We start from the raw sequence: 22,996 nt of genomic DNA on the forward strand, positions 1-22,996 counted from the left end.
GGAGTTGTATTGCACGTGACCAATCAAAAGAGAAGGAGTGTGACGGCGGTCTTTGTCATCGTCTTTATGATGGCATTTGCCCTGTCCGGCGGGATGTTCAGCACCGCCCTCCCCAAAATCATTGAAACCTACAACCTGTCCCTGGAACAGGCCTCCCTCTTCTCCATCTTCCAAAGCGGGGGAATGCTGCTGGCCAACTGCTTCACCGCCCTGGTGGTGGACAAACTGGACAAGAACAAGATGCTGGGTGTCATGTTCCTGCTGATGGGCGGCTTCCTCTTCTGCATCGGCTCGGTGCCCCCCTTCGTGTTGATCTTGCTGCTCTTTGTCCTCATGGGCATTGTCTCCAACGTGGTCAACAACGCCTGTTCCTCCTACATGTCCGACCTCTACGGCGACCAGCGGGCCCGCTACATCAGCATCCTCCACGCCTTTTTCGGCCTGGGCTCCCTGATGGGGCCCCTCTTCATCGGCCAGCTCACCCGGATGGGCTTTGTCTGGAACAATGCCTACACCACCCTGGGCCTGGTGATCATCTTCATCTCGGTGGCCTACTTCCTGACCATGCTGGTCATCAAGCGTCCCATCCCCGAGGTGCAGAACATCGACGACTCGGGCAAGCGGCTGAAGACCCCCTATAAAAAGATGCTGCGCTCCCCCAAGATGCTCTCCCTCTGCGCGGTGAGCTTTCTCTACGCCGGCTTTCAGGTGTACAACACCTGGCTGCCCACCTATTTGAACAACAAAAACCCCGACCTGTTCCCCATTTCCTTTTGCTCCACCGTGGTGGCCTGCTTCTCGGTGGGGATGATCGTCAGCCGGCTCATCAACGGCTACATCTCCAAGTTCATCTCTGCCCGCAACTACATCACCCTGGTGAGCATCTGCTCCTCCGGCGTGCTGGTGACCGGGTTGCTGGTGGACCAGAAGTACCTCTGGCCGGTGGTGGGCTTTTTGCTGGGGCTGCTCACCGGCGCCATCTACACCGCCCAGTTTGTCATGGCCTGCGAGTACTTCCCCCGCTTTTCCGCTTCGGCCACCGCCTTCACCGGCTTTTCCTCCGCCATCGGCGGGATGTGCTTCAACGCCCTGGCCGGGCAGGTGGCCCAGAGGGTCAACTTCCTGGCGGCCATGTGCATCCCGGTGGTCGCGCTGCTCATCACCTTCCTGGTGCTCATCACCACCAAGCGGATCGTGGAGCGGGCCGACAGCGGCGAAGAGGAAGAGACCCTGACTGCCCAGTAAGCCCTGTTTTTCCGCGGCATCTGCCGCGGGCCACCCCGCCGCGCCCTCTGCCGGCGGGAGAGAGTAGGAGTTGAACGAATCCGTGAGCAACAAAAAGCGCCGCACCATCGCGGCCATCTACGTCATCACCTTCATGGCGGCCTTCGCCCTTTCCAGCGGGCTGTTCAGCAACGCCATGCCCCGCATCATCGAGGGGTACAAACTGACCTTTGACCAGGCGTCCCTCTTCTCCATCTTCCAGAGCGCAGGCATGATCCTGGCCACCGCCCTCACCGTGTTGGTGGTGGACCGACTGGACAAGAACAAGGCCCTGGGGCTGATGTTTTTGCTGATGGGCGGCTTTTTGGTCTGCATCGGCATGGCGCCCCCCTTTGTGCTGCTGCTGGTGGCCCTCTTTTTGCTGGGCACCGTCTCCGGCGTGTTGGACAACGCCTGCGCGGCCTACATCTCCGACCTGTTTGGGGACGAGCGGGCCAAGTACATCAGCATCCTCCACGCCTTCTTCGGGCTGGGCTCGGTGCTGGGGCCGGTCTTCATCGGCACCCTCTTCAAGATGGGCTTTGAGTGGAACACCGCCTACACCACCTTCGGCCTGGTGGTGGTCTTTCTGGCCCTGGCCTACTTTGTCACCATGGCCGTCATCAAGCGGCCCGAACCCGCCGTCTCCGGGGTGGACGAGGCGGGGGTGCGGGTGAAGATCCCCTACAAAAAGATCGTCACTTCCCCCCAGATGCTGGTCCTCTGCGGGATGGCCATCTTCTCGGCGGCCACCCAGGTCTTCAACACCTGGCTGCCCACCTACCTCAACAACAAAGACGCCCTGCTCTATCCGGTGTCCTTTTGCTCCACCATCATGGCCTGCTACTCGGTGGGGATGATCATCAGCCGGGTACTCAACGGCGCCATCCTGCGCGCCCTCTCCCCCCGCAAGTACATCATCACCATGACCTTTTTGGGGGCGCTGGTGCTGGGGGCGGGGCTGACCATCGACCAGAAGCTCCTCTGGCCGGTGGTGAGCTTCCTGCTGGGGCTGCTGGTCGGCGCCATCTACACGGTGCAGATCATCATGTCCTGCAGCTATTTCCCCCAGTTTTCGGCCACTGCCATCTCCTACGCGGGGCTGGCCTCCTCCGTTGGGGGGATGCTCTTTAACGCCCTGGCCGGCCAGCTGGCCCAGCGGGTCAGCTTCCTCTCGGCCATGTGCATCCCGGTGGCGGGGATGGTGGGCACCTTCCTGCTGATGGGCCTCACCCGCCGGGTGGGCAGCCACACCGAGGCGGTGGAGGAGTAACCCCTTTTCTCTCGACCCTTTATCAGGCGTCCCCCTGCATCCGCTTGCAGAGGGACGCTTTTTTGCGCCGAGGAGGAGAGTGTTTGTAAACTTTTTTAAAAAGGCCCCTTTTTGTCTGGAAAATCGATTGACGGGAGGGGGAGAGGCTCGTACAATAGACAGGTGACTGACCAGTCAGTCACCTGTTCTGCCTCTGGGGCCTTTGCCCGGCGCGCCCCCTGCAAATTTGCGCCGGACCCCCGCCCCTGCGGCAGAGCGCCACAGCCCGAAAGGAGCGCGCGTATGCTTTCCAAATTCAGTGTAAAAAAACCGCTGACTGTCTTTGTGGCAGTCATTTTGGTGATGTTGATGGGGGTCATCTCCTTCACCAACATGCAGACCGACCTGCTTCCCAGCCTGGACCTGCCCTATGTGGCGGTGATCACCGCCTACCCCGGGGCCAGCCCGGAGAAGGTGGAGCAGGCGGTGACCAAGCCCCTGGAGAAGGGGCTCTCCACCACCAGCGGCATCAAAGAGGTGCAGAGCATCTCCAGCGAGAACACCAGCATGGTGATTTTGCAGTTTGCCGACGGCACCAACATGGACAGCGCCATGATCGACCTCAGCGGCAAGGTGGACCTGGTCAAGGGCCAGCTGGCCGACGGGGTGAGCACCCCCACCCTGATGAAGATCAACCCCGATATGCTGCCGGTGATGATCGCCGCGGTGGACGCCGACGGGCAGGACGCCGAGGCCCTCTCCCAGCTGGTGAACGAGACGGTCCTCCCGGCGCTGGAGCGGGTGGACGGGGTGGCCTCGGTCAGCGCCACCGGCGTGCTGGAAAAGGAGATCCAGGTCACCCTCGACCAGCAGAAGATCGACGCCCTCAACGACAAGATGCTCGCCCAGATCGACGCCAAGTTGGCCCAGACCAAGGCCCAGCTGGACCAGGGGGAGGCCCAGATCAAGGCCGCCCAGGAAAAGCTGGACAGCGAGAGTGCCGCCCAGGCCAAGCAGTTGGCCGACAGCGCCGCCCAGCTCTCCGACGGCAAGGCCCAGCTGTCCCAGGGCTTGAGCTACCTGGACACCACCATCGCCCAGACCAAGGCCCAGAGAGAGCAGCTTCTCACCCTGCGGCAGAGCCTGCAGGCCTTCCTCGACGGGGGGGAGCAGGCGGGCCCGGAGGCAGAGGCGGCCCTGACCGCCCTGGTGCAGCGGCTGCAGGACACCGGCGTTCTCTCCCAGCAGGAGGCACAGGCCCTGCTGACCGCCCTCACCCAGCAGAGTGGGCAGCTGGCCCAGCTGTTGGGCGAAGCGGTGACCAAGTTGGACGAGGGGATCGCCGCCGCCGACAGCGGCCTGCGGCAGATGGAGGCCCAGCGGGGCCCCCTGGCCGACAAGTTGGAAGCACTGGCCCCGGCCGAGACCCAGCTGGAGGCGGGGAAGATGCTCTTTGCCCAAAAGATCGCCCAGGCCCAGGGGAAGCTGGACGCCACAGCGCAGCAGTTAAGCCAGGGCCGCACCCAGTTTGAGGAGGCGGAGAAGGCCGCCTACCAGACCGCCGGCCTCAGCGGCAAACTGACCCCCCAGACCATTCAGGGGATCTTGGCGGCGGAGAACTTCTCCATGCCCGCCGGCTCCCTCACCGAAAAGGGGGAGAAGTACGCCGTCAAGGTGGGCGACGCCTTCTCCAGTGTGGAGGAGCTGGCGGGGCTGGAACTCTTCACCGTCGATCTGGAGGGCATCGGCACCATCAAGTTGTCGGACGTGGCCGAGGTGGCCTTTGCGGACAACCGCGACGAGATGTACGCCAAAATCAACGGCAACGACGGCATCCTCCTCACCTTTCAAAAGCAGAGCACCGCATCCACCTCCCAGGTGTCCGCCGACATCCGCGCGGCCATGGCCCAACTGCAGGAGGAGCACAGCGGCCTGCACCTGACCGCCCTCAACGACCAGGGGGTCTACATCGACATTGTGGTGCAGTCGGTGCTGCAAAACCTGCTCATGGGCGGGGCGCTGGCCATCCTCATCATCCTCCTCTTCCTGCGCAACTACCGCCCGACCCTGGCCATTGCCGCCAGCATCCCCATCAGCCTGCTCTTTGCGGTGGCGCTGATGTACTTCTCGGGCGTTACCCTCAACATCATCTCCCTGGCCGGTCTGGCCCTGGGGGTGGGGATGCTGGTGGACAACAGCATCGTGGTCATCGAGAACATCTACCGCCTGCGGGGCGAAGGGATGAGCGCGGCCCAGGCGGCTGTGCGGGGCGCGGCCCAGGTGGCGGGGGCCATTGCCGCCTCCACCCTGACCACCGTCTGCGTCTTCCTGCCCATCGTCTTTACCCAGGGCATCTCCCGGGAGCTGTTTACCGACATGGGTCTCACCATCGCCTACTCCCTGGTGGCCAGCCTGATCGTGGCCCTGACGCTGGTGCCGGCCCTCTCCTCCAAGCTGCTGCGCAGACCCGACCAGACCAAGCACCGGCTCTTTGACCGGTTTGTGAACGGGTATGCCCGGCTGCTGGACAAGGCCCTCTCCCATCGGACGGCGGTCCTCTGCGGGGTAGTGGCGCTGCTGGTGGTCAGTGGCATCGGCGCCACCCGGATGGGCACCGCCTTTATCCCCGAGAGCGACACCAACCAAATCAGCGTCACGGTGGAGATGCCACCCGAGACCACCACTGCCGAGACCCGCGCCATGGGTGACCGGGTGGCCGCCATTGTCGGCGACCTGCCCGGGGTGGAGACGGTGGGCGCCATGGAGGGCGGCGGGATGATGAGTTCTGGCGGCAGCGGCAGTGTCAGCATGTACGTCATCCTTTCCGAGGGGAAGCGGCCGGACAGCAGCCACATCGCCCAGCAGATCAAAGACGCCACTGCCGGCCTCGCCTGCGAGGTCACCGCCCAGAGCTCCATGGGAGATATGTCCTCCATGGGCGGCTCGGGCCTCACGGTGCAGATCCAGGGCGACGACCTGGACACCCTGCGCCGGGTGGGCCAGGAGGTGGCCGCCCTGATGGAGGAGACCGAGGGCACCCAGGACGTGGAGGACGGATCGGAGGACCCGGCCTATGAACTGCGGGTGAGCGTGGACAAGAACAAGGCCATGGGCTACGGCCTCACGGTGGCCCAGGTCTACCAGGAGGTGGCCGCGGCCATCCAGTCCGAGACCACTGCCACCACCCTCTCCCTGGAGGACGGCGACTACCCCGTCGTGGTGGTCAAGGACCCAGAGGCGGCCCTCAGCCGGGCCACCCTGGGCGACCACCAGCTCACCGTCACCAAGGACGGGGAGGAGACCGCCATCCCCCTCTCAGACATCGCCCAAATCAGCCAGGAGGAGGGGCTCTCCTCCATCCGCCACGACGGGCAGGTGCGCACCCTCTCGGTCAGCGCCCAGATCGACGCCGAGCACAACATCGGCTTGGTGAGCCGGGAGCTGCAGTCCAAGTTGGACGGCTACCAGCCCCCGGCCGGCTACACGGTGGAATTGGTGGGGCAGACCGAGACCATCAACTCCACCCTCGTCGAGCTGCTGAAGATGGTGGGGCTCGCCATCGTGCTGATTTACGGCATCATGGTGGCCCAGTTCCAGTCGCTGCTCTCCCCCTTCATCGTCATGTTCACCATCCCCCTGGCCTTTACCGGCGGCCTGCTGGCCCTCTGGCTCTGCGGGATGGAGATCAGCGTCATCTCCATGCTGGGCTTTTTGGTCCTCTGCGGGGTGGTGGTCAACAACGGCATCGTCTTTGTCGACTACGTCAACCAGCTTCGGCTGGAGGGCGCCCCCCTGCGCCAGGCCCTGGTGGAGACCGGCGTCACCCGCGTCCGCCCCATCCTCATGACCGCCCTCACCACCATCTTGGGGCTGGGCACCCTGGCGATGGGGATCGGCTCCGGGGCCGATATGCTCCAACCCATGGCGGTGGTCACCATCGGCGGTCTGGCCTACGCCACCCTGCTGACCCTCTTTGTGGTGCCCATCCTCTATGACCTGTTCCACCGCCGCAAAAAGGGCGGCGAGCGGATGCCCGCCGGCGGGGAGGAGGTAGAGCTGTGACCTACAGCGAAAAGGAGATCGCTATCTTCGAGGGGGTGCGCAAACTGGCTTTACAGGGGGCCGACCTGCGGGCCCTCAAGGCCGACGACATCGCCCGGGCGGCCGGTCTGGGCAAGGGCACCCTCTACAACTACTTCTCCTCCAAGGAGGAGATCATCTCCCACACCGTCCTCTACGACCTCTTCCGCCAGATGGACGAGGTGCTGGCGGCGGTGGAGGGGGCCCAGGGCTTTTTGGATAAGTGCCGGGCCGCCCTCACCCGGCTGGGAGAGGTCAGCCGCCAGTCCATGGGGCCCTTTCAACTGCTCCTCCTCTACGGCGGCGTCCCCGACTGGAAGGGGATGGCCCAGGCCTTCTCCAGCGAGATGCAGGCCCGCCGCGCCCAGGTGGAGGAACTGGCCTGGCAGCTGGCCTGCCTGGGGGCGCAGGAGGGCCTCTTCCCCCAGCCCACCGACCGGACCTATGTCTGGCGGGTGTTCACCAGCGCCACCATGGGCTTTCAGCAGCTCGACTGCGCCCCCTGTATGCAGGGCCGCCAGCCGCTGGACGAGGCGGTGGAGGAGGTCTGCCGCCTGCTGGTGAAGAGTTTATCGTAATAATAGTCAATAGTGGAAACAGGCCTTCTTCCGAAGGCCTGTTTTTTGTGGTGACAAAAAGAAAGTTGTTGACAACATGCTTTGTTTGTTTCGCGTTTTTTGGCTATATTTTAAAAACACGCGCAGTATAATAAAAAATATAAACAAAAAACATTTATTTTTAGCTTAAAATAGTATAAAGACATATTTTTGTTTCAAAAAATGTCGAAATATAGGGAAAAGATGTTATAATATATTTCTAATAAGTATATACAAATAAGAAAAAATAGTATGATTTATATAAGAGAGGCTGTGCCCAAAATGAAAGGAGAAGGAAAGATGAAAACCAAGTTACTGCGTGTATTTGCTGCGGCATTGATGCTCGCGATGGTCTCGACTTGTGTGGCTTTTGGCTACAATACAGCGGATGTCAAGTTTACTGACAGTCAAGTCCACTACACGTCCTCTGTAGGCTATGCGGCCAATGCGCAGACATATGGCAAGGTTGATGGTGGGTATGCTGGTATGAACATCAGTCTTTTTAAAAATTCCAGCAGAGTGACAACAAAGTTTATCGATGCAGGTACTTATGGCTGGACTTCTGTTGCGTATGGAACGGCCACCTATTACGGCTCTGGACAAAAATCTGGATCGATGGACTTCGGCCAGGGAACCATCCGCCTGAGCTATAACTAGCACAAAAAGAGTAGTTCCGACATCTTTTCACACTTTAAATGATCATGAGATAAGGTAATGTGAGGTTTGGGCACAGGTCTTTCTTACTGAATGACAAACAGCGTTTGTTGCTGAAAGGATAAGCAATGAAAAAAGTTACAGCTCTTTTGGTAGCGGTGATGCTTTTGCTTTGCGGCTGTGCAAAGTACGATAAAAATGGCCGCGTCCTCACCACCGGGGGGACGTTATATCCCAATGGCGGTCTGGTTGAGGCGGCGGGTGCTGCCAAACAATCGCCGATCCCGGTTATCTTAGATGTTGATGGCGGAGCAGATGATGTGTTGGCGGTGATTCTGGCCGCCAAATGCGAGGGATTGGACGTTCGGGGGATTGCAGTGACCCAGGGCTGTGTGGATTTACAGACGGCTGGGCGCAATGTGCTAATGGCCTGTGCATTTGCCAATCTGGATGTGCCGGTTGCGCTGGGAGCAGAAAAGCCGATGGAGCGGGAGGCAGTGACCGATCCACAGCACCACGGGGCGGACGGTTTGGCCGGTATGCAGTTGCCGCCGACAGAGCGGGCCTTGAGCGAGCTCACGGCCGAAGAGCTTTATTGCCAGGTGGCTGACGAGTGCAGCGGGAGACTGCAAATCATCACTTTGGGGCCGCTTACTAATTTGGGTCAGGTTTTGAAAAGCCATCCGGAACTGATAGGAAAGATAGAGCGGGTGGTGGCTGGCTGCGGTACGCTGGACGGCTTGCCCGAGTTCAATGCCCAAAACGACCCGGAGGCGCTGCAGATGGTGATGGATAGCGGCGTTTCACTGACCTTTCTCGTCAATAATATCTGCGACCGCAGCTTTGTTGAGTTTACGCCGCTGCGCGATGACTTGATTTCTCGTCAAGGTACCTCTCGCTATATCCTCTGTGCGGAAAACCGCCCTAAGAGCAGACTCTCTCAGCTCTATATGGAGATTGGAAAAACTGAGAAGGGAAACCGAATGTACGGGTATTTGGTAGTCGATTGGGTCAATAATGAACAAGCTGCCCAACCACCCGAACAAATGGTGGTCACCGTCAGTTTGGAGGAGGGGGAAAAGGGCGGACAGATGCAATTTGACACCGCTCTGCGTGCGGACGAAGGCTATCCGGTGGTTTTGGAGTCCACAACGCTGCTTTGGGATAAGTTAGAGGAGCTTGCGGAGTGCTACAACAAATAGGCTGGGAGATTTAGCCCGGGCAAGATGATAGGGGGTGACCAGGATGGGTAAAGCCATAAAAAATGAGATTCGCCTATTTAGGCGGACGATTTATCTCCCCATCTTTGCATCCTTGTTACTGCTGGCCGTTCATCTTTATATGGGGAGTTACTGCGTCTCTCCGCCTGTATGGGTAGAACCCGTTTTGGTTGCCCAGCGCAGCCAGAGCTTGGGGTTGGTTGCATTTTTGGGAATACTGGTGCTCTCCTGCTTTTTTTGCGCCAGGTTGCGGGATTCAGGCCTAGAAGAGGCCGTTCGATCGAGTAAGCACGGCCTGCTGCGGTTGCTGGTGTCGAAAGGCGTTGTTTTGCTCGTCTTTTGTGCATTGGTATGTGTCAGCATCTTGATTTACGATTTGGTTTGGATGGGCCGTTTTCACCTGCCCAATGCATTTTTATACAGTGAGTTCCAAGCGGTTTTGCTGCACTATTTTCTTCCGGGTATTGTCGCGATATTGCTGGGTATGGTGCTTTCGCTCTGTTGTGGGCAGTTGGCGGGATACGGAGTGGTTCTGTTGACTGCCTTTTTGGTCTCGCCAGCCTCCAACTTTCTGTTTGTTCGCTTTGCCGAATTTCTGCCGGTGGGACATTTAAAAGATCTATTGGTGTTGTTCCCGGTAGGAGATGACTACTATCCCGACGCGCTGTACGGTTACCCTGGAGAGGGCTTTCGTTTCTTCCAAAACATATTTTGGATTTCACTGTTGTTGCTTCCGATTTTATGGGCGTTGCGGCCCAAGACCGGGTGGAAATTGGTAGGGAGTACGATTTTGCTTGCCCTTGCCATAGGGGCGTTTCCGGCAGCTTTTTATCAAATCGGCTCTTTGAATAAGGCCAACGACGCCATCGCACGGGAGGCGGAGTACACCCGTAGCAGTTATACATACTATGCGGAGAAAAATGTGCGGCAGGAGGATAGAGCGGCAGATTTCTCCGTCTCCAGCTATCGAATGCGGGCCAAAATAGGGCTTCAATTGGAAATGCAGGTCACGATGACCGTCGATCAAAGGCGGAGTACACTGGACTTTACGCTCAACCACAACTACTGTGTCGAGCGCGTTCAAAGTGGCGGGAAAGACCTTTCCTTCCGGCGGGATGGAGATTACCTTTGGGTCCAGGCGGAGGGGGCACAGGAAATCACCCTTTTTTACAAGGGAAGTAATACCACCTACTATGCCAATGGGCAGGGTTGCCTTTTGCCGGGTTACTTCTCCTACTATCCGATGGCCGGCCTTTGGCCGACCTATGACAGTGGAGCGCAGCAGCTGGCCAAAATTCACCCTGATGAGAAAACCCATTTTGAGTTGCAGGTGAGTGCACCATATCCTGTTTTTAGCAATTTAGCAGAAGAGAACGGCGTTTTTATAGGGGAGGCAGAGGCGCTTACACTGGCGGGCAGTCCCTTCGGTTGCATGGAAGAAAAGGGCGGGCGCGGTCACTTTTTCAGCAGTTTGCAGCAAGGCGGCAACTTTGACTGGAAATTGTTTGAAGAGGCGGTGACTCGCTGTGCCGGACAGATGGGAGTGGAAGCGAGGGAGCTGCCGGAACAGTTTGTGGCGTTTATCCTTCCCATGACCCCGACATTGGGTAACTCAGCAGAAGTGTTTTCTGACAGTTTGGTGGTGACCGGACATTGCGACATGGATGCATTGGCGGTGGCCTACCTCTGCAAACAGTACAATATGCAAGGGGAAAAGCGTCCTCTGCTGAACTTACTTGGCGACATAGAAGGCGTGGACAAAGCGGTCTTTCGCTATCGCACCCGACTGGTCCGGTACAGCATGGCGCCCAAAGAGGTTGTTTACCCATTTTTATACGCCAAAGCACAGCAGAGGGTGGGGCCCCAAGAGGCCCAAAAGCAGGTGTACCGGTTTTTAGTGGATGAAGGTGACCGCAGGGATGTCCAGACATTTTTGGAGGAGCTGTGCGGGTTTGGCGAGGCGGTGAAAGAAGATGAAGAGGCATTACAAGCTCCATAAGTGGAAACCGCTGCTGGGCAGCTTGGCAGCCATTCTTTTGGCGGTTTTTCTGTTTGTGGGAACCGATTTGCGCTTTTTCCTGGGGCGCAAACAGGACGCTTTTCTCCATCTGCTCAAAACGGGGAATCCCACCGCAACTGTTCGGGAAGATCTGGGGTTTACTGTTTCCCTCGACCCAGAAAGAGGGCTGAGCAAAGGTGCGGTTCTCGGTGAAGACGGCGAGGGAATGGCAGTGCGGGTCGTCAGCACCAGAGTGGATCAGTTTGATCTATCAATGCTAGATACCAAAACAGGTAACGAGCACCTGCAGTTTGTCTGTGTACTCGATTTTGTGGGAAAGATGCAAGACGGCAGGGCTGAAGTTTTGGCGCCATTTGCGTTCCCGCAGAAGGGCTCGCCCTTTTATGAGAACACGCAGGTGAAGATGGGCGAAGGCAGTCTCTATCTCCCTCAGAAATTTCGCTATCGCACACCTGACGACCCTGATTTTCCGTGGGAACTAAATAGCGATAACATAGAGCTGGTTGTAGGTGAAGAAGTGTTTCACCCGCGATACCGGTTGATTGAGGTGCAGGCTGCCGGTGGCGAGTTGCAGGTGCGGGTGTACTACTCCTTTTTTAAAACAGAGGACGATTTCAGCCGGCTAATTGCCCGTTCTAGAACCCGGGAAATAGAGTTGCGATGCGACTATCTTTACGTCAGCGAGTACAGGACAAATCCAGTGATAAGGGGGATCCTGCAATGATCAGTGCAAAAGGGGTTGGCAAGCGATTTGGTCGAAAGTGGGCCCTGCGAAATGTGGATTTGGAGTTGAACGAGGGCATTTATGGGTTTTTGGGACCCAACGGCGCGGGGAAAACCACCTTCCTCCGCTGCATGATGGGGGTGTACACGCCGACAGAGGGCACATTTTACTGGGACGACAAGCCGGTTTCCTCCAGAAATGATCCAACTTGTCATATGGGGTACCTGCCGCAAAGGTTTGGCGCCTATGGCGAGCTAAAGCTTTGTGAGGTGCTGGAGCATCTGGCGGGCCTGCGCGGTATGTCAATGCGGGGTCTCAACGGGGAAATTGACCGCTGCCTTGCACTGGTTCACCTGCAAGACCGGGTAGAAAGCAAGGTGCGTACTCTGTCCGGCGGGATGGTGAGAAGACTGGGGATTGCAGCGGCATTGCTCGGAGACCCGGAAATACTTATCTTCGACGAGCCGACGGCAGGACTTGACCCAGAGGAGCGGTTGCGATTCAAAACTATTTTAGAGCTGTCTGCCCCAGGAAAGGCGATTCTTCTTTCAACACATATTCTCAGCGATGTGAATGCGGTAGCTGACAGGATTGTCATCATCAACAAAGGCTCGGTTATCTGTAACCTTCCCTCAAAGGATTTGGCGGAGCTGGCCCGCGGAAAGACCTTTGAAGTGACAGGGGAGCCCGATCCTCAAGAGGTGGTGGAAAGCTGGCGGGAAGGGGATGTGCTGCACAGCATAATTGTGAGCAGCAACCCACCTGCAGAAGCAATCCCCACTGAGCCGAGAATGGAGGATGGCTATGCGGCTGCCATTCAAGGGCTGTGATTGGAGTGGGAAGGGAGCTGCGTCGCCTGTCTGTTGAGCTTCTCTTTATGCATTATCGCCTACTGGTGCCTATTTTGGCACTCGGATTGGGCGTACCGTTGGCGGTACAAGGCGTTTTTATGATGCAGGGGACAGAGGCGGCCACCCTTCATCAAACAGCTCAGTTGCTTCGACAGATTCTGCCGCTCTTTTCAGTGTGGTGCCCTGCGTTTGCCCTGCAAAACTATGTGCAGGGGGACAGCTGTGAGCTGTTTCGCGCATATACGGTGCGGCGCTCCCGTCAATGGCGATTGGTGGCGTGGTGTGGACTGTTCTATTTTACGGCAGAAACGGCTCTGTTTTTATGGGTGTGTAGACATTTTACGGGAAGAGGAGCAGCCTTTGTTCTACTGGTTGAATGGGTCTGGCAGCTGCTGTCGCTTCTGTTTATGAGCGGAGCAGTCTACTTTCTCTCCTATACGCTTCACTCGTCCATGACGGCAATGATTGTCGCTGCACTCTATCATTGCTTCTCTGCGGTCATTTCGGTGCTGCCGAGCACATTTCCTGGAGAAATAGGGTTTCCCCTTCTATCGCAAAAGGGAATGGTGGTTTTAGGGGCGGCTATTTTGCTGTGGATGGCAGGCTGGTTTCAGGACCGGCGCTACTCGATAAAAAATTGAAAGGACTGCTCATCATTGATGAGCAGTCCTTTTTCTGATTTCGCGTCAGGCGGCGTCTTTACCCCTCTTCGATCACCCGCAGGATGTCGGCCATGTAGGGCAGGGTCTTGACCCAGTCGCAGAGGACGTGCCACTCGTCCAGCTTGTGGGTCCGGCGGGCAAAGTACATCCCCACCAGGTTTTCGTAGTTGAGGGTCACGGTGCGCAGCTGGTTGTAGCTCTCGGGCAGCAGCTGGATCATCGAATACCAGCAGGTCTTGTCCTTGTCCGCCAGATAGTCCTGCCGCAGCTGCTCCAGCAGGGCGATGACCCCGTCCAGGCAGGACAGGGTGCGCTCGTCCATCCGGTCGCAGCTGAAATCCTCCCGCGAGAAGGGCTTGGCGTGGATCTTGTGCATGGTGGAGGTGGAGTTGGCCACTGTGCCCACCTTGTAGGTGTCGAACTCCTTCCACCAGTAGAGGGGGGCGGTGATGTCCACCGAGACAAAAATTTGGCGGATGAACTTGCGGTGGTCGCTGCCCGAGCGGCAGAGCCGCAGCGCCAGGGAGAGGTCGTTTTCCCCCAGTTGGTAGCTCCCGTCCTCGCCGTAGCAGCTGTCGCCCCGCGCCCAGCTGTTCATGGGGTTGCGGGCGCCCCGCATGGCGTTTTCCCAGTTCATCACCGCAGTGCGTTCCAATAAAATCATGGCCGTATCCTCTCCGTTTCTCCGCCGCCCTGTCTGGCCGCGCGCTTGTTTCTCCCTATTATACTGTGTTTTCCGCCCCAGCGCAAAGGCGTTTTTGAGAGGGGGGACGGCAGACACCTTTCGCGGGGCGGGGGAATAAGCTGGTGTGCGTGTGAAACCGGCGCAGGCCGCGCGCCCGCTCCCCAAACTTCCACCGCAAAAGGAGGAACCCCATTTGGCTACTGGACAACTGAGCTTTTCCGTCTCAACGGCGCAGCAGGCGCTGCCGGTGGAGGCCGTCCAGGTGGTGATCACCAAGGTGTCCGAGGGACAGGTGGTCTACGACCAGACACTGATTACCGACGAGGACGGAAACACCCCCGCCATCGACCTGGAGGCGCCCGACAAGGCCCTCTCCCTCGACCCCGGCTACGAGGGCTATCCCTACGAGGTCTACGACGTGCAGTTTCGCAAGGAGGGCTATGTCCCCGCCGAAGTGCGCGACATCCAGATCTTCGCCGACACCCTGGCTGTGCAGGTGATCGAAATGATCCCCAACGCCACCGACAACTACACCGGCCCCCGACAGGTGAGCACCGTCCCCCAGCACCACCTGACCTGCGAGTGCCCCTGCTTCTCCACCGCACCGGCGGAGAAAAATGTGGAAAACCGCATCCTGCAGGTGCCGGTCATCCCCACCAACATCACCGTCCACCTGGGCCGGCCCAACAACTCCTCGGCCGAAAACCTGACGGTGCCCTTCAAGTACTACATCAAAAACGTGGCCTCCAGCGAGATCTACCCCACCTGGCCGGAAAACGCCCTGCGGGCCAACATCTACTGCCAGATCTCCCTGGCCCTCAACCGGGTCTACACCGAGTGGTACCGCAGCAAGGGCTACAACTTTCAAATCACCAATTCCACCCAGTACGACCAGTACTTCGTGAAAAACCGCAATATCTTCGACAACATCAGCAGAATCGTGGATGAGATCTTCAACGTCTACATCCGCAAAAACAACCGCGAGGAGCCCTTTTACGCCGAGTACTGCGACGGCCGGCAGGTCACCAACTGCCCCGGCCTCAAGCAGTGGGGCACCGTGAACCTGGCCAACCAGGGGTACAGCCCCATCCAGATTTTGCGCTACTACTACGGCAGCGGGGTGGCCCTTTACGAGTCCAACAACATCCGCGACATCCCCCAGTCCTATCCCGGCACCCCGCTGCGGGTGGGCTCCACCGGCACCAACGTGGCCATCATCCAAAACCAGCTCAACCGCATCCGCCGCAACTACCCCTCCATCCCCCTGATCAACCCGGTGGACGGGGTCTTCGGCCCCTCCACTGAGGCGGCGGTCAAGGCCTTCCAGAGGAGCTTTAAGCTCACCCAGGACGGGATCGTGGGCAAGGGGACCTGGTACCAGATATCTTATATCTACGTGGCGGTGAAAAAGCTGGCCGAACTGGGCAGCGAGGGCGAAGATGTGGATGTGCCCGACACCCCGCCCTCCTCGGTCCTCAAAGAGGGGGATACCGGCGTCGGCGTGCAGGCCATTCAGTACATGCTGCGGGTGGCCTCCCAGTTCTTTGCCGAAATTCCCGACGTGAATATCGACGGCATCTTCGGCCCCATCACCAAAAACGCGGTGAAGTCCTTCCAGAGCTACTTCGGCCTCATCCCCGACGGCATCGTGGGCCACGCTACCTGGCAGCAGATGATCGACATCTACAAGCAGGTGGAGCCCGACGTGCCCGACGGCGGCTGCGGCTGCAAGCCCTACCCCGGCACCCCGCTGCGGCAGGGCTCCACCGGCACCAGCGTCAGCGACCTGCAGTTCTATCTCAACGCCATCGGGGTGGTCAACACCCTGATCCCCCAGCTGGCGGTGGACGGCATCTTCGGCCCCGCCACCACCCAGGCCGTACGGGTCTTTCAGCAGCTCTTTGGCCTGGATGTGGACGGCATCGTCGGCCCCGCCACCTGGGCGGAGGTCTGCAACCAGTTTTGCAACCTGCCGGCCAAACCGCCCTGCCCGCCCTATCCCGGCGGGGTCTACCGCAGGGGCAGCACCGGCAATGCGGTGCGCAACATTCAGTTTATGCTCAACGTCATCGCCCTCAACTACCCGCAGGTGGGCCGCGTGACGGTGGACGGCATCTTCGGCGCGGCCACCGAGGCGTCGGTGCGCACCTTCCAGCAGCTCTTTGGCCTCACCGTCGACGGGGCGGTGGGCCAGGCGACCTGGACGCGCATGTGCCAGGTTTACGCCACCGTGTAGCAGCACTCTGCCCGGCCCTCGGGCCGGCGGGCGCTCTCAATATATAACAGAGGTGAATTGACTATGTCTAGTTGTGTCTGCAAACCCTATCCCGGCTATGTGATCGGCATGGGCTCCTCCGGCAGTGTGGTCAGCAATATCCAGTACTACCTCAATGCCATCAAAACCAGCCTTCCCACCATCCCCGCGGTGACGGTGGACGGGGTCTTCGGCTCCGCCACCGAGCGCTCGGTGGCCGCCTTCCAGCGGGCCGTCGGCCTGGCCGCCGACGGCAAGGTGGGTTCCACCACCTGGTTCGCCCTCTGCCGCAAGCTCTGCGTGGAGTCGGTCCACCCGGTGGCCAAACCCTGGCCCGGCAGCGTCTACCGCCAGGGCAGTTCCGGCAGCCCGGTGCGGGACATCCAGCTCTATTTGAGCAACATCGCCGAGAAGTTCCCCAACGTCCAGCGCGAGCAGGTGGACGGGGTCTTCGGCGCCACCACCGATTACTCGGTGCGCATCTTCCAGCAGGAGTTCGGCCTCACTGTCGACGGCGCAGTCGGCCGGAATACCTGGAACAAACTCGTCGAGATCTACAACACCCTGTAAGTCGCCGGCCAGCTCGCCTTTGGCAGCGGCCAGAGCCCCCGAGGCTGCGGTTTTCCGCCCCTCGGGGGCTCTTTTTGCGCCCGCTTGTCGGCCATGACAGGGCGGGGAAAACGTGCTATACTGAAAGGCGAAACAAGTGGGCCGTCCCGGCCCCCAAAAAAGGAGACCGCCATGCGCTACCACCTGCTGCGAAACCCCGGCCACAACCGGGTCTATTTGAAGGAGTCCACCGCCCTCTGCCTGGGGGAGCTGGCCCTCGCCGTCCGCTCATTTGAAAGCCCCTGCAGCCCCCCCGAGCCGGAGGAGCTGGGAGGCGCCCCCGCCCTGGTGTTGGAGAGCGAGCGCCCCCTCGGGGAGGGGGAGTTGGAGCGGCTCTTTGACCTCTCCTTTTGCTATGCCGTCTTTGCCGGCGAGAACGGGTCCCTGCGGGCCCTCGACCGGCCGGGCGCCCCCTATTTTGGGGAGGAGATCAGCACCATCCTCAAGTATCCCGGCAAGACAAACGAGCTCTTTACCCGCTTTCTCATCAACCTGGCCGCCAGTTCCAGCGCCTTTGCCGGGCAGGGGGGACTGACCCTGTTGGACCCGGTGGCGGGCCGGGGCACCACCCTCTTTGAGGCGCTGCGGCTGGGGTACAGCGCCGCCGGGGTGGAAATCTCGTCCAAGTCGGTGCAGGAGTGCGGCGGTTACCTGAAGAAGTACCTGGAACAGGCCCGCTGCAAGCACACCCTGCAAAAGGACCGCCTCTCCGGGCCGAACCGCTCCTTCACCGCCCAGCGCCAGCGCTTTGAGCTGGCGCGCAGCAAGGAGGAGTACGGCGACCCCGCCGCCCGCCGCTCGGTGACCCTGATTGCCGGGGACTCGGCCTACACCGACCGCTATTTCCCCAAAAATCACTTCCACCTGTTGGTGGGCGACCTGCCCTACGGGGTGGCCCACGGCAACCAGGCCGGCGGCCGCTCACAGGGGCGGGGAAATCCCACCCGCAACCCCAGCGAACTGCTGCGGGCCTGCCTGCCCGGCTGGCGCCGGGTGCTCAAGCCCGGCGGGGCGATGGCCCTGTCCTGGAACACCTTTGTCCTCCCCCGCCCGCAGCTGGAGGGGTTGGTGGAGGCCGCCGGGTTCACCGTGCTGCGGGAGTCGCCCTACGACAGCTTCTGCCACCGGGTGGACCAGGCCATCCGCCGGGATGCCCTGGTGGCCCGCAAAGAGGGGTGAGGGGGAGGCCGAACGGCCGCCCCGCGCCCAAGAGGAGGAGACGCCTGTGTCTGTCAAACTGTCCGTCCTGATCGAAAACCGAACCCTGTCCCCCCAGCTGCAGTGCGAAAACGGCTTTTCTGCCTTTGTGGAGGCAGGGGGGCACTGCATCCTCTTTGACACCGGGGACAGCGGCGCCTTTCTGCAAAACGCCCACGCCATGGGGGTGGACCTCTCCCAGACCGAGGCGGTGGTGCTCAGCCACGCCCACTTTGACCACTCCCGGGGGTTTTTGGCCTGGCGGGAAGACTGCCCGGCGCCCGAGGCGCCCCTCTACATCCACCGCTACTTCTTCACCCCCAAGTACTGGGACCAGGAGGTGTCCTACTACTATGTGGGCAACGCCTTCGGGCAGGAGTGGATCAACGAGAAAAAGGTCCCCTGCGCCATGGTCAGCCGGGAGATCCACCCCCTCTTTGAGGACGCGCCCATCTACCTGCTCTCGGGGTTCGAGCGGGTCTGCCCCTTTGAACAGCCCGACCCCACCGCCCTGATGATGCTCGGCGGGGAGTACCGCACCGACGACTTCCGGGAGGAGATGGCCCTGGCCATAGACGACGGGGAGGGGCTGGTGGTCCTCTCTGGCTGCAGCCACTGCGGTCCGGTGAACATCTGCGAGAGCGCCCGCCGCCGGTTGGGCAAGCCGGTCAGGGCCTTTGTGGGGGGCACCCACCTGGTGGCCTGCGACGAGGAGCGGGCCCGGCAGACGGTCGAGTGGTTCGCCGTCAGCGGCATCCCCTTTGTGGGGGTCTGCCACTGCACCGGGGAGGAGGGGCTGGCCCGGTTTGCCGAGGGCTGCCCCCAGAGCCGGGCCCTGGCCTCGGGGTCGGTGCTCGACCTGTGAGACGAGATGCGCGCCCTGCGCTGAAAAAGGAGGAATTTCTGTGATTTACAAACTGTATGGAGACACCTATGCCGTCCGCCTGGAGCGGGGCGAAGAGGTGGTGGCGTCCATCGCCGAACTCTGCGAAAAAGAGGGGATCCGGGCCGGCACCGTCCAGGGGCTGGGGGCCTCCGATGACGCCACCGTCGGCCTGTACAGCATTGCCGAGAAGAAGTACTACCCCACCGAGTTGAAGGGGGACATGGAGATCACCGCCCTCATCGGCAACATCTCCCGCCAGGAGGGGGCGGATGCGCCCTATCTCCACCTCCACATCACCCTGGCCAAGGCGGGCGGGCAGGCGGTGGGCGGCCACCTGAACCGGGCGGTCATCAGCGCCACCAGCGAGCTGTTTGTCCGCAAGCTGCCCGGGGTCATCGGCCGCTTTGCCGACCCGGAGACCGGCCTCAACCTGACCCGGTTCGACTTGGATTGACCCCCTTCTTCCATCAAAAAAGAGCGCCGCGGCCGACGGGCCGGGCGCTCTTTTTTGATGGGTTTTTAGGCGGGGCCCTCGTCCTCCTGCGGGGGGAGGGGGGCGATGGGGCCTGGCACCTTGTAGTCGTTGGGGTCCAGGGGCATCCCCTTCTCCTGCAGCCGCCCGCGGATAAAGACCTTGAAGAGGGTGTAGATGACCGAAAAGGCGGGCACCCCGACGATCATCCCCAGGGGGCCCATCAGGCCGCCGCCGATGACGATGGCCACCATCACCCAGAAGGCCGAGAGGCCGGTGGACTGGCCGAGGATCTTCGGACCCAGGAAGTTGCCGTCAAACTGCTGCAGGGCGATGACGAAAATCACGAACCAGATGCACTTGATGGGGTCGGCGATGAGGATGATGAAGGCCGAGGGCACTGCCCCGATAAAGGGCCCGAAGAAGGGGATGATGTTGGTGACCCCGACGATGACGCTCACCAGGGGGGCAAAGGGGATCTTGAGGAGGGTGGTCCCAATAAAGCAGATGAGGCCGATGATGAGGGAGTCGTTGATCTTGCCGATGAGGAAGCCGCCGAAGGTGCGGTGGCTCAAGGCGGCGACGTAGACCAGCTGGTCGGCGCGCTTGCGGGAGAAGAGGGAGTAGACCACCCGCTTGGTCTGGGAGCAGAACTTCTCCTTTGAAAAGAGCAGGTAGACCGAGGCCACCACCGCCACCAGGGTGTTGATGACAAAGCTGCCGATGGAGATGGAGACGCTCAACAGCTGGGGGAGGGTGGACTTCAAGAAGTCCAGCGCCTGGGACCAGAGCCCCTCCCAGGACTGAAAGAGGTCGGTGATTTTGGAGGGGTCGATGTCGTAGTGCACCAGGGTGTCGCGGACAAAGGTCTCGATGGCGGCGATGCCGTCGCCGCTCTGGTTGATGAGGGTGCGCACGCTCTCCACGATCTGGGGGATGATAAAGGAGATGAATAGGGTCACCAGGGCCAGCCCCAGCAGGTAGACGATGGCCACCGCCACCGCCCGGCGGACGTTTTTCTTTTCGATCTTCTGCAGCCAGCGGCGCTCGATCAAGTTGAGGGGGGAGGAGGCGATGTAGGCGATGCCGAAGGCCGCAATAAAGGGGGAGAGCAGGGAGACCAGCGCCCGAAAGAGGGAGGCGATCTCCTTGAAGTTGGCAAAGAAGGCGAAGAGCAGCACGCCGGAGAGCACCACCAACATGTTGGGCAGCGCCCGGTAGAGGATGTGATAGGCCCGCTTTTTGTTCATGTGTCGGCCGCCTTTCTCGTGAATTTCCCCGGGCAGCGGGCCCGGGGAAGGAAGTCTCTTTTAGTATAAAGGATGGGGCGGCAAAAAACCACCGCATTTTTATGAAGAATTGCCGCCGCCTCCCATTTGGGTGCGCTCTGCGCCCTTGCCATCCGGCTTCATTTTTGATATGATACCTCTAACTCAAAACCGACACACAGACAGCAAGCGAAAAGGAGCGTGCAATTTTGGAAGAGGGCAGTATATGGCTCTACATCGTCTCGCTGGCAGCGCTGGTGGCGCTGTCGGCCTACTTCTCCGCCTCGGAGACCGCGTTTTCCACCGTCAACCGCATCCGTCTGAAAAAACTCGCCAAAGAGGGGAACAAAAAGGCCTCGCGGGCGCTGAAGATCGCCGACCGGTTTGACAGCGCCATCTCCACCATCCTCATCGGCAACAACATCGTCAACATCGCCGCGGCCTCCATCGGCACCCTGCTCTTCACCGGGCTGATGGGCCCCAGCGGCGCCGGCGTCTCCACCCTGGTGATGACGGTGGTGGTCCTCATCTTCGGCGAGGTGATGCCCAAATCGGTGGCCAACGAGTACTCCGAGAGCTTCGCCATGTTTGCCTCCGGCGTCCTCTCGGCGCTGATGAAGGTCTTTTCCCCCTTTGTCTGGTGCTTTGCCAAGCTGAAAAAGGCCCTGTCCAAAAAGCTGGCCGGCCCCATGGGGGAGGCGGCCAACCAGCCCTCGGTGACCGAGGAGGAGCTGAAGGTCATCATCGACGAGATCCAGGACGAGGGGGTTTTGGAGGAGCAGGAGAGCGATTTGGTGCAGAGCGCCCTGGAATTTGACGAGATCTGCGTCAACGAGGTGCTCACCCCCCGGGTGGACGTGGTGGGGGTGGAGCTGGGCGACAGCATCGAGTCCATCCGCGACCTCTTCTTTGCCGAGCGGTACTCCCGCCTGCCGGTCTACGAGAAGAACATCGACAATATCGTGGGCATCCTCAACCAGCAGGAGTTCATCATGCGCCTGGTCAAGGGCCAGCGCTTTCAGGTGGCCGACATCCTGCAGCGGGCCCTCTACGTTCCCCCCACCAAAAAGATTTCGGTGCTGCTGGGCGAACTGCAGCGGGAGAAGCTGCACATGGCGGTGGTCACCGACCAGTACGGCGGCACACTGGGCATCGTCACCATCGAGGATCTGCTGGAAGAGCTGGTGGGCGACATCTGGGACGAGCACGAGGAGATCACCTACGCCGTCATCCCCCTGGGGGAGCACACCTACGAGGTGGACGGCGACCTGAACGTCTACGACATGCTGGACAAACTGGGCTTTGACAGCAGCCGCTTCGACTTTGAGTCGGGCAGCGTCAGCGGTTGGGTGCTGGAGCGGTTGGAGCACATCCCCACACAGGGAGAGCAGTTCTCCTTTGAAAATCTCGACGTCACCGTCACCCAGGTGGACGAACAGCGCATCAACAAGATCACCGTTCATGTCAACCCCCTCCCCGAGGGGGAAGAGGAGTAGCGGTCAAATAAAAGGAAGAGAGCCGGGGGCCGATCGGCCCCCGGCTCTCTCTCTTTTTGTCCCCTGTCAGCGGGTCGGGTAGGTGGTGTAGATCTCCAGGCTCTCGATGCTGCCGTCCATCCCGAAGGAGAACTGGTAGGTGAAGCTGCCGTCCTGCAGGGCCAGGGAGCCGCCCTGGTCCCGCACCACCTCCATCTCCGCGAGGGTCTGGCGCACGTCCTCAGCGGCCAGGCCCTGAAAGTCCAGCCCGTTGATGAGCAGTTTGCCGGGCAGCGGCTCGCCGCCCACCGCCAGCTGCCAGTAGACCGAGCAGAGGGTGCAGGCCTCGGTGGCCTGGGTCTTGTCGGTGGTGTTGCAGAGGCCCCACCCGGCGTACTCCACCAGCTGGCCGTCCTCCCCGGCGCGGGCCAGGTAGTACAGGTCGCTGCTGAAGGTGTAGGGGGCGATGGTCTCGCCTGCAAAGCCCAGCCGCTCCACCTTCTCAAAGCCGGCGTCCAACACCTCTTGCAGGGTGGTCTGCCCGAGCGTCAGGGTGTAGCCGTCCAGCTCGATTTGAGGCGGGGTGCCCTCCAGGGCGGGGGGCTCTCCGCCCTTGCCGCAGCCGGTAAAGGCCCCCAGAACCAGCGCCGCCGCCAGTGCCAGCGGCAAAAACCGGCTGTTCAGTGATCTCTTCAAAGCCATTCGCTCCTTTTTGCGGGGTAAAATCGGGTCCCGGCCGCAGCCGGGAGAATACCAGTATAGCATTTCCCCCGCCCGGCGGGAAGGGGTCTCTTTGGGGGGCGGGAAAAGGGGACCCGCGCTTGGCAG

At 60.5% G+C, this 22,996-nt stretch carries 19 protein-coding genes; 16 read left to right on the forward strand and 3 right to left on the reverse strand.

Going from position 1 to position 22,996, the window contains the following annotated elements; all coding sequences use genetic code 11:
- Positions 1-15 precede the first annotated feature (15 nt).
- The 10 genes from KQI11_RS10960 (at position 16) to KQI11_RS11005 (ending at position 13,301) form a co-directional block, all read left to right on the forward strand.
- Positions 16-1,245 carry an MFS transporter gene (locus tag KQI11_RS10960; RefSeq protein ID WP_216402141.1) on the forward strand — a complete coding sequence of 410 codons (1,230 nt, stop codon included), beginning with the start codon at positions 16-18 and terminating at the stop codon, positions 1,243-1,245.
- 70 nt (positions 1,246-1,315) lie between these two features.
- A complete protein-coding gene (locus KQI11_RS10965; RefSeq protein ID WP_216402142.1) occupies positions 1,316-2,536 on the forward strand; it encodes an MFS transporter in 1,221 nt (406 codons plus the stop codon).
- 282 nt (positions 2,537-2,818) lie between these two features.
- The gene (locus KQI11_RS10970; RefSeq protein WP_216402143.1) at positions 2,819-6,577 is read left to right on the forward strand and encodes an efflux RND transporter permease subunit; all 3,759 of its coding nucleotides are present in this window, start codon (positions 2,819-2,821) and stop codon (positions 6,575-6,577) included.
- Positions 6,574-7,173 carry a TetR/AcrR family transcriptional regulator gene (locus KQI11_RS10975; RefSeq protein WP_216402144.1) on the forward strand — a complete coding sequence of 200 codons (600 nt, stop codon included), beginning with the start codon at positions 6,574-6,576 and terminating at the stop codon, positions 7,171-7,173. Before KQI11_RS10970 ends, KQI11_RS10975 begins: the two co-directional genes overlap by 4 nt.
- Before the next feature lie 318 nt (positions 7,174-7,491).
- Positions 7,492-7,848: a hypothetical protein gene (locus tag KQI11_RS10980; RefSeq protein WP_216402145.1), complete on the forward strand. Its 357-nt coding sequence runs from the start codon at positions 7,492-7,494 to the stop codon at positions 7,846-7,848.
- Positions 7,849-7,973: 125 nt separating this feature from the next.
- The gene (locus KQI11_RS10985; RefSeq protein ID WP_216402146.1) at positions 7,974-9,047 is read left to right on the forward strand and encodes a nucleoside hydrolase; all 1,074 of its coding nucleotides are present in this window, start codon (positions 7,974-7,976) and stop codon (positions 9,045-9,047) included.
- Between the two features lie 43 nt (positions 9,048-9,090).
- Positions 9,091-11,064, forward strand: a complete 1,974-nt coding sequence (locus KQI11_RS10990; protein ID WP_216402147.1) for a M1 aminopeptidase family protein — start codon at positions 9,091-9,093, stop codon at positions 11,062-11,064.
- Positions 11,039-11,809 (forward strand): hypothetical protein, encoded by a 771-nt coding sequence (locus tag KQI11_RS10995; protein ID WP_216402148.1) that lies wholly within the window; start codon positions 11,039-11,041, stop codon positions 11,807-11,809. Before KQI11_RS10990 ends, KQI11_RS10995 begins: the two co-directional genes overlap by 26 nt.
- Positions 11,806-12,639, forward strand: coding sequence for an ABC transporter ATP-binding protein (locus KQI11_RS11000; protein WP_216402149.1), 834 nt, complete (start codon positions 11,806-11,808; stop codon positions 12,637-12,639). Before KQI11_RS10995 ends, KQI11_RS11000 begins: the two co-directional genes overlap by 4 nt.
- 5 nt (positions 12,640-12,644) lie before the next feature.
- Positions 12,645-13,301, forward strand: a complete 657-nt coding sequence (locus KQI11_RS11005) for a hypothetical protein (RefSeq protein WP_216402150.1) — start codon at positions 12,645-12,647, stop codon at positions 13,299-13,301.
- Positions 13,302-13,359: 58 nt separating this feature from the next.
- Here KQI11_RS11005 and KQI11_RS11010 read toward each other — a convergent pair whose 3' ends face one another.
- The gene (locus KQI11_RS11010) at positions 13,360-13,986 is read right to left on the reverse strand and encodes a hypothetical protein (protein ID WP_216402151.1); all 627 of its coding nucleotides are present in this window, start codon (positions 13,984-13,986) and stop codon (positions 13,360-13,362) included.
- 214 nt (positions 13,987-14,200) lie between these two features.
- On the opposite strand from KQI11_RS11010, the gene KQI11_RS11015 reads away from it, so the two are divergent.
- The 5 genes from KQI11_RS11015 (at position 14,201) to KQI11_RS11035 (ending at position 19,407) form a co-directional block, all read left to right on the forward strand.
- Positions 14,201-16,243 carry a peptidoglycan-binding domain-containing protein gene (locus KQI11_RS11015; RefSeq protein ID WP_243164537.1) on the forward strand — a complete coding sequence of 681 codons (2,043 nt, stop codon included), beginning with the start codon at positions 14,201-14,203 and terminating at the stop codon, positions 16,241-16,243.
- Positions 16,244-16,306: 63 nt separating this feature from the next.
- The gene (locus tag KQI11_RS11020; RefSeq protein WP_185916695.1) at positions 16,307-16,831 is read left to right on the forward strand and encodes a peptidoglycan-binding domain-containing protein; all 525 of its coding nucleotides are present in this window, start codon (positions 16,307-16,309) and stop codon (positions 16,829-16,831) included.
- Between the two features lie 171 nt (positions 16,832-17,002).
- A complete protein-coding gene (locus tag KQI11_RS11025; protein ID WP_216402152.1) occupies positions 17,003-18,049 on the forward strand; it encodes a TRM11 family SAM-dependent methyltransferase in 1,047 nt (348 codons plus the stop codon).
- A 46-nt stretch (positions 18,050-18,095) separates the two neighbouring features.
- A complete protein-coding gene (locus tag KQI11_RS11030; protein WP_216402153.1) occupies positions 18,096-18,932 on the forward strand; it encodes an MBL fold metallo-hydrolase in 837 nt (278 codons plus the stop codon).
- A 40-nt stretch (positions 18,933-18,972) separates the two neighbouring features.
- Positions 18,973-19,407, forward strand: a complete 435-nt coding sequence (locus KQI11_RS11035; protein ID WP_216402154.1) for a PPC domain-containing DNA-binding protein — start codon at positions 18,973-18,975, stop codon at positions 19,405-19,407.
- Positions 19,408-19,472: 65 nt separating this feature from the next.
- Here KQI11_RS11035 and KQI11_RS11040 read toward each other — a convergent pair whose 3' ends face one another.
- Entirely contained in the window at positions 19,473-20,675 is a 1,203-nt protein-coding gene (locus KQI11_RS11040; RefSeq protein WP_185916692.1) for an AI-2E family transporter, read from the reverse strand.
- A 227-nt stretch (positions 20,676-20,902) separates the two neighbouring features.
- On the opposite strand from KQI11_RS11040, the gene KQI11_RS11045 reads away from it, so the two are divergent.
- Positions 20,903-22,189 (forward strand): HlyC/CorC family transporter, encoded by a 1,287-nt coding sequence (locus tag KQI11_RS11045; protein ID WP_216402155.1) that lies wholly within the window; start codon positions 20,903-20,905, stop codon positions 22,187-22,189.
- Positions 22,190-22,255: 66 nt separating this feature from the next.
- Here the strand turns inward: KQI11_RS11045 and KQI11_RS11050 are convergent, their stop codons facing one another.
- Complete coding sequence (locus tag KQI11_RS11050) at positions 22,256-22,864, reverse strand: hypothetical protein (RefSeq protein ID WP_216402156.1); 609 nt, start codon at positions 22,862-22,864, stop codon at positions 22,256-22,258.
- Positions 22,865-22,996 lie beyond the last annotated feature (132 nt).

Origin of the sequence: Acetanaerobacterium sp. MSJ-12 (assembly GCF_018917875.1) — a bacterium.
GTDB classification, from domain to species: Bacteria; Bacillota; Clostridia; order Oscillospirales; family Ruminococcaceae; genus Bittarella; species Bittarella massiliensis.